We start from the raw sequence: 13,970 nt of genomic DNA, 5'->3' as shown, positions 1-13,970 counted from the left end.
ATGTAGGGATTCGCGCGCAAAAAGGAAACGCCCCGTTTGCGCGATTTCGTCATGCCGGAGACGGTACGTGCTCCGACCGAGGCGATGAAGGCATTTTAACCGCAACGGCGCCCAAGATTGTCCTTGCCAAAGCAGCCCGCCGATTTGAATAATCTGGAACAAACGGGGGTAATTCAACGTGCGTCTGATACTTCGGTCGGCTCTTCCGGCCGCCTTTCTCATTGCCGAATCCATGGTGTCCGCAGCCGTCGCCGCACCGGGCGCGGTCCAGCCACCACCGCTGGACGCCTATGGCGAGCTGCCGCAGGTGGAGGATGCCGCGATCTCGCCGGACGGCACCTCGATCGCCAGCGTCACCCACACGGGCGGCGAACGGCGCGTCATCATACTCAAGAACAACGAGGTCGTGCTGAACGGCTCGCCCGGAACCACGAAGGTTCGCGCGATCGAATGGGCGGACAACGACACCGTGCTGCTCACCAACAGCGCCACGGTGCCGCTGTTCGGCTTCACCGCCGCCAAGTACGAGATGAACGGCACGATCATCCTGCCGTTGAAGCCGGGCGGCGAATCGGGGTTGGTCTTCGGGAAGAACCAGGGGATCGCCAAGACCACGCGCGGCCGCTACGGCATCCGCACGATCGACGGACGGACGGTCGGCTACTTCGGCGGCATCGCCCTCGATGTCGAAGGCAGCCAGCCCCGCTGGCGCCATGGCCGCTCCACGCTCTATGCCGTGGACCTCAAGACCAACCGCGCCCGCGTCCTCGCCCAGCCCCCTTCGGAAGACCATTACCGGGACTGGCTGATCGACCGCAGCGGCAACGTTGCGGTCATCCTCGACATCTCGGAGACGAGCGGCACCTGGAAGATCAATGTCCCGCGCGGGGCGGAGCTGGCGCGCGGGGTCGATCCGACCGGCAACGTCAGCCTGATCGCGTTCGGCAAGGGCGGCGCCACCGCAGTCTACGCGATCGAGGATGAGGACGGCGCCTCCCGCTGGTTCGAAGTGCCGCTGGCCGGCGGGGAAGCCAAGGAAATCCTCTACGACACCGGCATCGAGCGTCTCTTCGTCGACCGCAGCAGCGGCGACATGATCGGCTATCGCACACAGGGCGAAACGCCGCAGACGGTCATGGACGACCCGGCCCATCAAAGCGCCATCACCCGCATCTTCAAGGCCTTTTCCGGCCGCGAGGCGCACCTGATCGACTGGACGCCGGACTTCGCGAAAGTGCTGGTGCGCACCACCGGCAACAAGGACAGCGGCACCTGGTATCTCGTAGACGTGCGCGCCAAGCGGGCGGATCCGATCGGCTACGAGCGCGCGGCCATCTCGCCGGAGCAGGTCGGGGCGATCTCCGTCGTCGGCTACAAGGCGCAGGACGGCCTCGACATGGACGGCATCCTGACGCTGCCGCCCGGCCGCGAGGCGAAGAACCTGCCGGTGATCCTGCTGCCGCACGGCGGCCCCGCCGCGCATGACAAGGCAGAGTTCGACTGGTGGGCGCAGGCCTTCGCCTCGCGCGGCTATGCGGTGTTCCAGCCGAATTTCCGCGGTTCGACCGGACGCACCGATGCCTTCCGCCATGCCGGGGACGGCCAGTGGGGCCGCAAGATGCAGACCGACATCTCGGACGGCCTCGCCGAACTGGCCAAACAGGGCATCGTCGACCCGAAGCGCGCCTGCATCGTCGGCGCAAGCTATGGCGGCTATGCGGCGCTGGCCGGGGTCACCCTGCAACAGGGGCTTTACCGCTGCGCGGTCTCGGTGGCGGGCGTCGCCGATCTCAAGCTGATGTATTCCACCGACATCCGCGAAAGCGGCGATTCGAAGATGCTCACCAAGTCGCTGCGCGAACAGCTTGGCGACCCCAAGCTCTACGACGAAGTGTCACCCCGCCGCTTCGCCGGGCGTGCCGATGCGCCCGTGCTGCTGATCCACGGCAAGGACGATACGGTCGTCGGCTACAAGCAGAGCCAGGTCATGGCCGATGCGCTGAAGGACGCCCGCAAGCCCTACGAATTCGTCACGCTGGCAGGCGAAGACCACTGGCTGTCGCGCGAGGAAACGCGCAAGCGCATGCTGTCCGAGGCCGTGCGCTTCGTAGAGAAGAACAATCCGGCGGATTGAGGGCCGACCTATAAACGTCGTCCCGGATCAGGTCCGGGACGACGACATATTCACTTTCAGACCAGTCCGGCGTGGACCAATGCTTCGTCCACGGCGGTGCGGGCCTTGTCGCTGCACGGGACAAGCGGCAGGCGCAGTTCGTTCTCGATCCAGTCGTGCACCTGGGCCAGCGCGTACTTGCACGGTCCCGGCGAGCTGTCCTCGAACATCGCGTAGTGCAGCGGGTAGAGCAGGTCGTTCAGGCGGCGCGCTTCCTCAAGGTCATTGGCCGCGCAGGCTGCCTGGAACTCGGCACAGAGCTTCGGCGCGACGTTCGCCGTCACCGAGATGCAGCCGACGCCGCCCGCCGCGTTGAACGGCAGTGCCAGTTCGTCGTCGCCGCAAAGCTGCACGAAATGCTTGCCGATGCCCATGCGGTGGTCGGTCACGCGGCTGAGATCGCCGCTGGCGTCCTTGATGGCAATGAAGCGATCCGGGAAGCGGCGTGCCAGTTCGCAGACCGTTTCCGGCAGCAGGTCGGTGACGGTGCGGCCGGGCACGTTGTAGAGCACGATCGGCAGGTCGTTGTTTTCCGCCAGATAAGTGAAATGCGCCAGCAACCCTTCCTGGCTCGGCCGGTTGTAGTACGGCGCCACCAGCAGCGCCGCCGAGGCGCCGCACTTCTTGGAAAAGTTCATGTGCAGCAGCGCGTTCATCGTATCGTTGCTGCCGCAGCCGGCGATCACCGGCACCCGGCCCGCCGCCTGCTCCACGCAGAGTTCGATGACGCGGTGGTGCTCGGCGTTCGAAAGCGTCGAATTCTCGCCGGTCGTGCCGCAGGGAACGAGCGCCGAGGACCCCGATTCGATCTGCCAGTCCACGAGTCGCCGAAAGGCCTGTTCATCGAACGCTCCATCGCGAAACGGTGTAACAAGCGCAGGAATGGAACCCGAGAACATGGACTTTACCTCACCTGATGTTCAATGATCGGATCCGACGGACCCGATGTTCAGCGCCTGATAAGGAGCCTTTTCCCAAAATGTCCAGCATGCAGCGTGTCGCCCCCCTCGTCTTGCTTGCTTCGACCGCCCTCTTCGGCATCGCTATCGGGACCCCCGCAGCCGCACAGGACGGCCGCGAATGGGACCTGGCGAAGGCGCGTTCCATGCAGTCGCACGACATGGCCGTCCACCAGTCGATCGATCGCTGGCGCCAGCTCGTGGCTTCGGACGGATTCGATTTCGGCAGCTATTCCAGCTTCCTGCTGACTTATCCCGGCTATCCGCAGGCCGACAAGATTCGCGGCTCGGCGGAGCGTGCGCTGGTCAATCAGTCGCCGGACGCCAATTCCGTGGTCGCGTTCTTCACCCGCTATCCGCCGCTCTCGAATCAGGCCGCCGGGCGCTATGCCACGGCGCTGACCACCTTGCGCCGCCCTGAGGCCCAGCAGCGCGCACTCGCCGCCTGGCGCGGCGGCACCCTGGCGCCAAGCGACGAGGCGCTGATCCTCTCGACCTGGCGCGGCGCCCTCACCCCGGCAGACCACGACGCCCGCATGGACCGCCTGCTCTGGCAGGGCGAGACATCGCAGGCCGAGCGACAGATCTCCTTCGTCTCCACCGAACGCCGCGCGCTGTTCATGGAGCGGCTGACGATGCTGCAAGGCTCGCCCCCCGGCACGCTGGGCCTGACGCTGACGCCGCAGATGAACGCCGACGGCGGCTATATCTACGCCCGCGCCGTCCAGGCCCGCAAGACCGGCAATCTCCCCGCCGAGATCGCCCTGCTCGCCAACCGCCCCACCCTGACGACACCGGTGCCCGAACCGGAAAAGTGGGTGCGCGAACTGCTCACCGCCGCCAAGGGCGCGGGCGCCGATTCGGCGGTGCGCATCGCCGGCGGCATCGACGACGCCTTCGCCCCCGGCACCGACATCAGCCAGCTCTCGTTCCGCCTGCGAGACGACTACACGACGCTGGTCTGGCTGGGCGGCACCAAGGCGCTCTGGCAGCTGGGCGACGCCCGCCGCGCCGCGCCGCTGTTCTACCGCTACGGCGCCGCCGCGCAGACGCCGGGCACGCGCTCCAAGGGCTTCTACTGGGCAGGCCGCGCGCTCGCCAAGGCCGGGGACACGGCCGGCGCCAACCGCTACTTCCAGATGGCCGCCGCCTATCCGCACTACTTCTACGGCCAGCTCGCCCTCGAACGGCTGGGCCGCCCCCTGCCCGACCTCGACACCCGCCCGCGCGGCGTGCCGACACAGGCCGAACGCAGCGCCTTCTTCGCCAAGCCGCTGACCAATGCCGTGCGCGACGTCGCCCGCGACGGCGACTGGCGCACCACCGTCCAGTTCTTCCGCGAAATCTCCGACCAGGCGCAGAGCGAGAGCGACCACGTTCTCGTCGCCGAACTCGCTCGCGAGATCGGCCGCCGCGACCTTGCCGTGATCCTCGGCCAGAGCGCGCACGGCGACGGCTACCAGGACTTCGGCCAGATCGCCTATCCGCTGATCCCGGTGCCGCCGGGCGCCGACTTTGCCATGGTTCACGCCCTCACCCGGCAGGAGAGCCAGTTCGCCCAGAACGCGCTCAGCCACGCCGGAGCACGCGGCCTGATGCAGCTCATGCCCGCCACCGCGCGCGAACAGGCGGGCAAGCTCGGCCTCGCCTACGACCAGAACCAACTGGTCAGCGACGCCACCTACAACATCCGCCTCGGCGACGCCTACTTCACCCGCATGCGCAACTACTTCGGCGGCTCGCTGCCGCTGGCGGTCGGCGCCTACAACGCGGGCGCGGGCAATGTGAACAAGTGGCTCGCTGCCAACGGCGACCCCCGCACCGGCGCAGTAGACTGGATCGACTGGCTGGAGCAGATCCCGATCTACGAGACCAAGAACTACATCCAGCGCGTGCTGGAGAACGCCGTGGTCTATGAGTCGATGTATCCGACCCAGTCGGGCTATCGCGGGAATACGCCGCTTACGCAGTTGATCGGGAAGCGGGCGCCGGGGTGAAGGTTTAAGGGAAGAAGCAGGGGAGCATAGCCCCCCTGCACCCCCAATACCGTCCAGGTCATGCCCAGCCTATCCGTTGTGCGCTCATGGCGGCGTCGGGAGACTTAATGGCTGCGCCGCAAGGAGCGCACACCGAATAGGTCACGCGCGACGCTGACATTTTGAGGGTCTGGGGGATCATCCCCCAGGACTTGCTCTTAAATGCCCTTCACCCTGAACAACCCCGCCCCATGCGAAGCAAGCCGCGCCGAAACGCGCCCTTCGACCTGGCCAAGCTCTTTGCCCTCCCACAAATCGCGCACCGAAGCTCTCCCCCCGAGACCAAGCAGCGAGAGCGCCACGCTCACCTCGCGCTCCTTGTCCGACACGTTGAACAGCGCCACGTAGCGATCGCCGCCTTCCGCGCGCGCGGTCCAGACCTTGGTGCCGTCGTCGAGGAACAGCGGCGCGTTGTCGGTGCTCGACTGGTTCACTGCCAGCACCTCGCGTTTGGTCAGCAGCGCCAGCGTCGGCGCGTCGAGGTGGCGCAGGTCGCCGCCCATGATCAGCGGCGAGCGAGCGATCGACCAGAGCGTCATCAGCGTGCGCTGCTCGTCCGGCGTGAAGCGGGTGTCGCGGTCGCCGAGAGCGAGGCGGCCAAGGGGGAGCATGTCGGCGTCGGGCCAGGAGCCGGGGCCGCGGAACGGGGTCCAGTTTTCCAGGCGCGTGAACTGGGCGTAGAGTTGCGCCCACTCGTCCCAGAAGTCGTCGGAGATGCGCCACATCTGCGCGTGCTGGCGAACGTGGGCACCGCGCAGGACGGGGGTTTCGCCGGGGGAGAGGCTCAGCACCATGGGGCGGCCGCAGCGGGCGATGGCCTTGGCGGCGGCCTCGATCTCCGGCGCGTGGGCGTCGTAGGGGCGGCTCATGTCGTCCATCTTGACGAAATCGACGCCCCACGAGGCGTAGAGTTTGAACACGCTGTCGTAGTATTCCTGGGCGCCGGGCTTGCTCATGTCGACGCCGTACATGTCGGGATTCCACGAGCACACGCTGGAGGTATCGGCGATGTCCTGCGCGCGCAGCTTGGTGCCGAGCACCGGCAGGTTGAGCTTCACGGCGTGGCGCGGGATACCGCGCATGACGTGGATGCCGAACTTCATGCCCATGGCGTGGACTTTGGCGGCGAGCGGCGCGAAGCCCTTGCCGCCCTTGGACGAAGGGAAGCGGTTCGGGGCGGGGATTACCCGGCCATGGGCGTCGAGCGCCGGGACCGGGTTGGCGTTGTAGGTGTAGCTGCTCGCCTCCGGCTCGTACCACTGGATATCGACGGTGAAGACGTCGTAACCGAAGGGCAGCAGCTTTTCGCGCATGATCGCGGCGGTTTCGAGGGCCTGTGCCTCGGTGATCGTCCCGGCGAAGCTGTTCCAGCTGTTCCAGCCCATCGGCGGGCGCGGCGCGAGAGCAGCGCCGGGGGCGGGTTCGAGGGCAACAGAAGGCGCAATTGTCGGGGCACCGGCCTGAGAAGCAGCTTTTCCTGCAAGTCCCACCAGCGGCGCGGAAGCGGCGGCAAGCAGCGCGGTGCGGCGTGAAAATTCCATGATCTGTCCTTGCTCCCAAATTCGTAGATCGCTCTTTTGTCGGACTAATAGAGGCGACGCAAGGCCGTGGAGAAGCAAGCGAGGGTCTTGGCCGGGCCTTGGCGACGCGGGCAATGCTTTATATGGATTGCGCCATGAAACCCGCCGGTCCTCCGATCTCGCCTTCAGGCATGGCCGCGCTGCGCGCCCGCTACGACCATCTGCTCGGCAAGGAGCGCCCGGAGATCGTCGAGATCGTGTCCTGGGCGGCGGGCAACGGCGACCGCTCGGAGAACGGCGACTATCTCTACGGCCGCAAGCGCATGCGCGAGATCGACCGCGAACTCGGCTACCTCGCTCGCCGCATGAAGGCGCTGCGGGTGGTGAACCCGGCCGACCAGACCGAGCGCGGCAAGGTCTTCTTCGGCGCCACGGTGACGATCGCCGACGAGGACGACAACCACAAGACCCTCACCATCGTCGGCGACGACGAGCAGGACGCCGCCAAGGGCCTGATCGGCTGGAGCGCCCCCCTCGCCCGCGCCCTGCGCGGCGCCGCCGTGGGCGACCTCAAGCTGGTGCGCCTGCCGTCGGGCGAGAAGGAGTGGGAAGTCATGGAGATCGAGTACCCGGCCTCGTGACCGGGCGCCTGTGCGCGATCGGGCTTGCCGTGGTGGTCGCCTGCCTCAACGGGCCCGTGCTCGCCCGCGAGAGTCTGGGTATCTACGCAGGCTGGGGCGCATTTCGCGATCCGGTGATCCCGCGCTGCTACGCCATCGCCATGGCCGAGCCGAACGCGGCGGCGCGCGAGTACCAGCCTTTCGCGGCGATCGGCACCTGGCCGCGGCGCGGCGCGCGCGGGCAAGTCCATTTCCGGCTCTCGCGGCGGCTTGCCCAAGGTGCACAGGTCACCCTCTCGCTTGGAGGACAGCGCTTCGTCCTCGCGGCGGGTGAAGGCGATGCCTGGGGGCGGGACGAGAAGGACAATGCCGCGATCGTCGCTGCCATGCGGTCCGCCCCGCGCATGACCGTCACTGCACGGGACCGGCAGGGGAAGCGCTTCGTCAATGCTTGGGCACTGTCGGGAGCCGCCTCGGCGATGGACGCCGCGCTGATCGGCTGCGCCAAGCTGCAATAGCGCGCGGTCGGGGTTGCCGTTCCGCGATTTGCCCGCTCTCGGCCTCCCACTCCGCTCATCCTGAGCTTGTCGAAGGATGGGAGCCACAGCGCCACGCCGCAGGGGGCTTCGATAAGCTCAGCCTGAGCGGGTTGGGAGGTGGGCGTCTGGGGGTTTGGAGGTTGGGACAGTGATTGGCCTGGCAGCCGCCCTTGCCCGCCCACGAAAAAGGGCGGGAACTTTCGTCCCCCGCCCTCTTCTCCGATCCGATGCCCGCTCAGAAGCGGACGCCGGCGCCGACCATGACCTGATGCCGGTCGGTGTCGAGATTGAAGCGGGTGCCGTCCGGCACGTCTCCGGTATAGTCGATCTCGCCCTTGCTGTAGTTCGAGTAGCGGTATTCGAACTTCACGAAGGCATTGTTGGTGACGGCCTGCTCCACGCCCGCGCCGATGCGCCAGCCGTCGGCATCGATGTCGCGGTTGGTCTCGACCGTGCCGAACGTGCTGCGCACGTCGAACTTGGCATTGGTGTAGCCACCCTTGGCGTAGACCATCGTCGTCGGCGTGACGACATAACCGAGGCGCGCACCGACGTAGAGGTCGCGGTTGGTCTTGACGTTGCCGATGCCGAAGCCCTCGAAATCGCCGTCATTGAACTTGGTCTTGGCGGTGGACCAGGTCACTTCCGCCTCGGGGCCGAAGACCAGGTTGCCCGAGCGGAAGTCGTAGCCCGCGCCGACGCCATAGGCGAAGCCGTCGATCGACTGGTCGTTGTCGACATTGACATCGTCATCGACGCTGCTGCCGGCCTTGGTCACATCGTAACCAGCCAGCGCCTCGACGTGAAAGCCCGAGAAGGGCTGCGCCGGCCCGGTATCCTGCGCCATGGCGGGAACCGAGGCGAATGCCGAACCGGCGGCGAGGCAAACGAGAATCTTCTTCATGCGATGCTCCATTCGTTGTTCTTTTCGGCGGGCATCCGTTTCGGCGACCGGCCCGTCCGGACTGGTCAAATGCTCGTCATAGAGGGCCGGTTTCCTGAACCTAACACAACGAAAATGCTGATGTTTTTCGGTCACACTTGATCGATGGAGCGCCTTTCGCGAGCGCCCGGCGGCGGGAACTCCAAGGGCTATTGCGAGGTTCGCGCGGGCACCTCTGCGCGCGCATCTTCCGTTTTGGCCGCGGATGCACTATATGGCCGCCCAATCATGACAGACGCGACCCAGACCCTTTCCGGCACCATCGGTGCTGCCCCGATGCCGATCCCGGGCCATATCGACCCCGTGCCGGTGCCCCGCCCGAACCTCGTGGAGGGTGTGACCCCGCGCGAGGACGGCCGCCTGGACCTGATCGGCCTGCCGAAGAAGCGGATCGCGGAACTGTTCGAAAGCGCCGGTCTCGACGCCAAGGCCGCCAAGCTGCGCGCCAAGCAGGTCTATCACTGGCTCTACCACCGGGGCGTCACCGAGTTCGAGGCGATGACCGACATCGCCAAGACCATGCGCCCCTGGCTCGCCGAGCGCTTCGTGATCGGACGCCCGGAAATCGTCGAAGCCCAGCACTCCAGCGACGGCACCCGCAAGTGGCTGCTGCGCACCGCCGATGCGCACGACTTCGAGATGGTGTTCATCCCCGACGCTGATCGCGGCACGCTCTGCGTGTCCTCGCAGGTCGGCTGCACGCTCAACTGCCGCTTCTGCCACACCGGCACCATGCGCCTCGTGCGCAACCTGACGGTCGGCGAGATCGTCGGCCAGGTCATGCTGGCGCGCGACACGCTGGGCGAATGGCCCAAGGGCCGCATGGACTTCGCTTTCGCCGACGGCGTGGACGGCGCAGAAATCAGGGGCGCGGATGGGGCCGACGACGAAGAGGAAGGCAGCTACACCTCCGACGGCCGCCTGCTCACCAACATCGTGATGATGGGCATGGGCGAGCCGCTCTACAACTTCGACAATGTGCGCGATGCCCTCAAGCTGGTGATGGACGGCGACGGTCTGGCGCTTTCCAAGCGCCGCATCACGCTTTCGACCTCGGGCGTGATCCCGCAAATGGCGCGCTGCGGCGAGGAAATCGGCGTGAACCTGGCCGTCTCGCTCCACGCGGTGACCAAGGAAGTTCGCGACGAGATCGTGCCGGTCAACAAGAAGTACGGCATCGAGGACCTGCTCCAGGCCTGCGCCGACTATCCAGGCGCCTCGAACGCGCGCCGCATCACGTTCGAATATGTGATGCTGAAGGACAAGAACGACAGCGACGCGGACGCGCACGAACTCGTCCGCCTGCTCAGGAAGTACGACCTGCCCGCCAAGGTCAACCTGATCCCGTTCAACCCTTGGCCCGGCGCGCAGTACGAGTGCTCGACGCCGGAGCGGATCAAGGCGTTCTCCGAGATCGTGTTCAAGGGCGGCATCTCCGCCCCGGTGCGCACTCCGCGCGGGCGCGACATCGACGCGGCCTGCGGCCAGCTCAAGACCGCCGCCGAGAAGAAGAGCCGCGCCGAACTGGAACGCCTCTACGCCGAGAAGGAAAAGGAACTCGGCTGAGGTTCCGGTCGATCTCCTCGCTTTGGAATTACGCATTTGGCGCAGAATCAAAGCGGCTCTAGACAGGGCGGAGATCGACCGAGAGGACCTTGAATGACCGAGACCCTGCCCCCGCGTTTGGCCGAAGGCAGTACGCTGCTGCGCGGCATGATCCGCGTGCCGGGCGGCCCGTTCACGATGGGTTCGGAGCGGTTCTACCCCGAGGAAGCGCCGCTGCGGCACGTCTCCGTCGATGCCTTCTGGATCGATGAAGCGCCGGTGACCAACCGCGATTTCGCGCGCTTCGTCGAGGCGACCGGCCATGTCACCGTGGCCGAGATCGCCCCCGATCCCAGGGACTATCCCGGCATGTCGCCGGAGATGGCGCATGCAGGCTCGCTGGTGTTCCGCAAGACGGCGACGCCCGTGGATACCGCAAACCCCGCCCATTGGTGGAACTTCGAATTCGGCGCCAGCTGGCGCCATCCGCTGGGTGCAGGCAGCGATATCGACGCACTGGACTTATGGGACCACCCGGTGGTCCACGTCGCCTACGCCGATGCCGAGGCCTATGCGAAATGGGCTGGCAAGGATCTGCCGACCGAAGCCGAGTTCGAATTCGCCGCCAAGGGCGGGCTGGAGGGCGCCGACTATGCCTGGGGTGACGAACTCGCGCCCGAGGGGCGGATGATGGCGAACTACTGGCAGGGCCTGTTCCCCTTCGCCAACCAGTGCCTGGACGGCTGGGAACGGACTTCGCCGGTGCGCAGCTTCCCGGCCAACGGCTATGGCCTCTACGACATGATCGGGAACACCTGGGAATGGACGCGGGACTGGTGGTCGGAGCGTCCTGAAGGCGGCAAGAAGCCGGGCGGATCATGCTGTGCGATCAGCAATCCGAAGGGCGCGAAGCTGAAGGAAAGTTTCGATCCCGCGCAGCCGCTGGTGAAGATCGGCCGCAAGGTCATCAAGGGCGGTTCGCACCTCTGCGCGGCCAACTATTGCCAGCGCTATCGCCCCGCCGCGCGCCACCCCGAGATGATCGACACGGCGACGACGCATATCGGCTTCCGCTGCGTCGTCCGGGAAAAGTAGAACCCTGTTCGAGTGGCCGACCGGAACTCCCGGTCGGCCCCCTGTTCATTGCCCCGTTCCGCCTCAGCGGGCGATAGTCCGTGTGCCCGCCTCAGCGGGCGATGGCCAGCGCCACCGGTGCGCGGACGGTTTCCTCTACCGGCACGTAGTCGCCGGTCTCGCGGTAATCGCCGCCATGGGTGATGAGGCCCTGGTTGACCGCCCAGATCGCCGCCTGCGTGCGGTTCTGCACCATCAGCTTGCGCAGGATCGCCTTGACGTGGACCTTCACGGTCGCCTCGCTGATATCGAGGCGGTAGGCGATCACCTTGTTGGGATAGCCCATGACCAGGCAGCGCAGCGTGTCGATCTCGCGTTCGGAGAGCAATTCGCTGAGCTGGACCTGCACTTCGGCCTTGCCCTCGGCGATGATCTGCTTCTGCGGCAGGTGCTGCAGCAGCGCGCTCGGCAATACCTTTTCACCCTGGTTAACCAATCGCAGGGACTCGATCAGCGGTTCGGAGCCGATTTCCTTCAGCAGGAAGGCATGGGCGCCGAGTTGGAAGGCTTCCACCATCTGGCCGAAATCGAATTCGTCGGTCAGCAGCACAGCCCGCATATGGGGATGGCGCTCCTTCATGGCCGGAAGGCATTCCAGCAGGTCTCCGCAGGTTCCCATGTCGAAAACCGTGAGGCCGACCGGCGGCATGTCACTGTCGCTCAGCACCGCATCGCAGTCCTTGAAGAACCGGGTGCACTTGAATTCGCACTTGTCGAGGATCTTGCAGATCCCCTCCCTGACGAGGGAGTTGAAACCGACAATGCTCACGGACACTTCATCAAAAGTCGACATCGTCTTTCTCTCCTGAATAACGGAAATACGGACGACCCATTTTCTTTTTTTCATTTTTTTGGGGCACAATCCATCAAGCGGATGCGCAAGACGGATCGGCCAAGGATTTCACCTAAGGAAATCCCATATCAGAAAATCAACGACAATCGCCGGATGACCGTGCCAGAAATGGCGAGCCCCCTTTGTATGCCCCCTATTTCCACCCACTCCTTAGGTAGATCATCTTAGAACATATCCTCGCGTTCAAGTCGAGGGGGCGCTGTGGTGCAATTGAGCCCCCTAACAGTCATTACGAGCTTTTCGAATTCCCCCTATGATCAGAGAGATAACCAGGCTTTCCAAATTTTCATTCTCGTCCTGCGGGAGTCGAATGTATAATTCTGGTACAATCTACCTCAAAAGAGGTAGTTACTGGATTAAGTTCACCGTTTTCAACCGGTTAGCTTACGAAAGTTAGCTACCCCCTTCAGAAGCGCCGATCGGCAAGGTGAATCGGTTTCAACTTTTCCGGCTCGCCGGCATCGGCCGAATCCCCCTAAAGCCAGCATTTCCGCGGTGCGACTCGCTCTGACTTTTGCAATCGACTGCGCTTCCCACGACACGCGGTGCCGCGCATTGAAATTTGCGTCACGCACGCCCTCGATCGAAGCCGATTCACGAAAGCTGTCGGGACCCTTCGTCTGGGTTATGCGGCACTGCCGCATCGGCCATACGCCCTGAACGACATGCTTATTCGGTAAACTAACCAAACTTCCACATGCAGCCACTCGGGCGCGTGTCGCGATCCGGATCAGGCCCATGGATGCGACCGTTCGCGAGATGCGCAGGACCGGTCCGGAAAAGTATTCACGTACTATACATGAAAACATCTTCCGAATAATCCGGATATCTGCTTGCCGGAAGGCCGGTAACAGCCCGGCGTTATTTCACCGGACCACGCCTTGGGGCGCCACGGCACCGCGCAGGCAGCCCGGCTTCAACGTCCGTTTGCGATGTCCATCGGGGCATTTCCCAACACGTTCTCAGCGTTCGATGGCGCGGACCAGCACGAAACCTTCGGCGGCTTCGGCAAAGACCGTCGATCCGCGCAGACGCGCCAGCGCCTCGATGGTGATGAGCGAGCGCTCGTCGGGAAAGTCGCGGAGCTGGCTTTCGAACATCGCGAAGGCATCGAGTTTGCGTTGCAGCGTGGCAGCAATGTCGATGTGGACATTCGGCACGAAAGGCGGCGTCATCGGCGCCGCATACCAATTGGTCTCGGAAAGCGTCTCGTAGGCCAGAATCCGCGTCGGCACCGTGCGGTCGCGCGGGCGGGCGGCAACCATCGCGGCGAGAAACGCCAGCTGATGATCCTGATGGATGTCCCCCAGGAACGGTATGAAGAGCGTGTCCGGCTGCACCGCGCGCACCACCCGGCCAAGCGCGGCATTGAGTTCGGCCGCAGGCACGATGTCGAGCGAGGCGGCCGGGAAATCCAGCATGTGCACTTCGCCGACGCCGATATGTTTGTGCGCCCGGCGCATCTCCGCCTGGACCTTTGCCACGCCCTCTTCCGAGAAGGCCGGGGGCCGTCCGCTGGTGACGACCACGACCTGCACGTCCATCCCCGCCGCCGCCATGCGCGCCATCGTGCCGCCGCAGCCGAGGATCTCGTCATCGGGATGCGGCGCGACGACCAGCACCTTTCCATAGTGATCGAGAGGCACCG

At 65.3% G+C, this 13,970-nt stretch carries 11 protein-coding genes; 6 read left to right on the top strand and 5 right to left on the bottom strand.

What is annotated here, in order from left to right; genetic code table 11:
- Window positions 1–178 precede the first annotated feature (178 nt).
- Window positions 179–2,134: an alpha/beta hydrolase family protein gene (locus tag V7066_RS07635; protein WP_334182471.1), complete on the top strand. Its 1,956-nt coding sequence runs from the start codon at window positions 179–181 to the stop codon at window positions 2,132–2,134.
- A gap of 56 nt (window positions 2,135–2,190) precedes the next feature.
- Here V7066_RS07635 and dapA read toward each other — a convergent pair whose 3' ends face one another.
- A complete protein-coding gene (gene dapA / locus V7066_RS07630; RefSeq protein WP_334182470.1) occupies window positions 2,191–3,072 on the bottom strand; it encodes a 4-hydroxy-tetrahydrodipicolinate synthase in 882 nt (293 codons plus the stop codon).
- An 80-nt stretch (window positions 3,073–3,152) separates the two neighbouring features.
- Between dapA and V7066_RS07625 the strand changes: the two genes are divergently transcribed.
- On the top strand, window positions 3,153–5,129 hold the full coding sequence (locus V7066_RS07625; protein WP_334182469.1) for a lytic transglycosylase domain-containing protein: 1,977 nt from the start codon (window positions 3,153–3,155) through the stop codon (window positions 5,127–5,129).
- 197 nt (window positions 5,130–5,326) lie between these two features.
- Here V7066_RS07625 and V7066_RS07620 read toward each other — a convergent pair whose 3' ends face one another.
- A complete protein-coding gene (locus V7066_RS07620; RefSeq protein WP_334182468.1) occupies window positions 5,327–6,709 on the bottom strand; it encodes a glycoside hydrolase family 27 protein in 1,383 nt (460 codons plus the stop codon).
- Window positions 6,710–6,843: 134 nt separating this feature from the next.
- Between V7066_RS07620 and greB the strand changes: the two genes are divergently transcribed.
- Both greB and V7066_RS07610 read left to right on the top strand, forming a co-directional pair.
- Window positions 6,844–7,329: a transcription elongation factor GreB gene (gene greB, locus V7066_RS07615; RefSeq protein ID WP_334182467.1), complete on the top strand. Its 486-nt coding sequence runs from the start codon at window positions 6,844–6,846 to the stop codon at window positions 7,327–7,329.
- On the top strand, window positions 7,326–7,826 hold the full coding sequence (locus tag V7066_RS07610) for a hypothetical protein (protein ID WP_334182466.1): 501 nt from the start codon (window positions 7,326–7,328) through the stop codon (window positions 7,824–7,826). The genes greB and V7066_RS07610 overlap by 4 nt, the downstream gene beginning before the upstream one ends.
- Before the next feature lie 256 nt (window positions 7,827–8,082).
- On the opposite strand, the gene V7066_RS07605 is transcribed toward V7066_RS07610, so the two are convergent.
- On the bottom strand, window positions 8,083–8,751 hold the full coding sequence (locus V7066_RS07605; protein ID WP_334182465.1) for an outer membrane protein: 669 nt from the start codon (window positions 8,749–8,751) through the stop codon (window positions 8,083–8,085).
- 267 nt (window positions 8,752–9,018) lie between these two features.
- Here V7066_RS07605 and rlmN point away from each other — a divergent pair, with 267 nt between their 5' ends.
- On the top strand, window positions 9,019–10,356 hold the full coding sequence (gene rlmN / locus V7066_RS07600) for a 23S rRNA (adenine(2503)-C(2))-methyltransferase RlmN (RefSeq protein WP_334182464.1): 1,338 nt from the start codon (window positions 9,019–9,021) through the stop codon (window positions 10,354–10,356).
- Between the two features lie 147 nt (window positions 10,357–10,503).
- Window positions 10,504–11,430, top strand: a complete 927-nt coding sequence (locus tag V7066_RS07595) for a formylglycine-generating enzyme family protein (protein ID WP_334182596.1) — start codon at window positions 10,504–10,506, stop codon at window positions 11,428–11,430.
- Between the two features lie 91 nt (window positions 11,431–11,521).
- Here V7066_RS07595 and V7066_RS07590 read toward each other — a convergent pair whose 3' ends face one another.
- Window positions 11,522–12,262 carry a response regulator transcription factor gene (locus V7066_RS07590; RefSeq protein ID WP_334182463.1) on the bottom strand — a complete coding sequence of 247 codons (741 nt, stop codon included), beginning with the start codon at window positions 12,260–12,262 and terminating at the stop codon, window positions 11,522–11,524.
- Between the two features lie 1,022 nt (window positions 12,263–13,284).
- Window positions 13,285–13,968: a PIG-L deacetylase family protein gene (locus V7066_RS07585; protein ID WP_334182462.1), complete on the bottom strand. Its 684-nt coding sequence runs from the start codon at window positions 13,966–13,968 to the stop codon at window positions 13,285–13,287.
- Between the last annotated feature and the right edge of the window lie 2 nt (window positions 13,969–13,970).

The sequence above is a fragment of the Novosphingobium sp. genome (genome assembly GCF_036820275.1).
Taxonomy (GTDB): domain Bacteria; phylum Pseudomonadota; class Alphaproteobacteria; order Sphingomonadales; family Sphingomonadaceae; genus Novosphingobium.
The sequence above is the reverse complement of the archived record's forward strand: the minus strand, read 5'-3'. Positions and strand labels throughout refer to the sequence as shown.

Excerpts from the sequence above, each read along its gene's own strand:
- dapA (WP_334182470.1), bottom strand. The coding sequence starts at position 3,072 with ATGTTCTCGGGTTCCATTCCTGCGCTTGTTACACCGTTTCGCGATGGA.
- V7066_RS07625 (WP_334182469.1), top strand. The coding sequence starts at position 3,153 with ATGTCCAGCATGCAGCGTGTCGCCCCCCTCGTCTTGCTTGCTTCGACC.
- V7066_RS07620 (WP_334182468.1), bottom strand. The coding sequence starts at position 6,709 with ATGGAATTTTCACGCCGCACCGCGCTGCTTGCCGCCGCTTCCGCGCCG.
- greB (WP_334182467.1), top strand. The coding sequence starts at position 6,844 with ATGAAACCCGCCGGTCCTCCGATCTCGCCTTCAGGCATGGCCGCGCTG.
- V7066_RS07605 (WP_334182465.1), bottom strand. The coding sequence starts at position 8,751 with ATGAAGAAGATTCTCGTTTGCCTCGCCGCCGGTTCGGCATTCGCCTCG.
- rlmN (WP_334182464.1), top strand. The coding sequence starts at position 9,019 with ATGACAGACGCGACCCAGACCCTTTCCGGCACCATCGGTGCTGCCCCG.
- V7066_RS07595 (WP_334182596.1), top strand. The coding sequence starts at position 10,504 with ATGATCCGCGTGCCGGGCGGCCCGTTCACGATGGGTTCGGAGCGGTTC.
- V7066_RS07590 (WP_334182463.1), bottom strand. The coding sequence starts at position 12,262 with ATGTCGACTTTTGATGAAGTGTCCGTGAGCATTGTCGGTTTCAACTCC.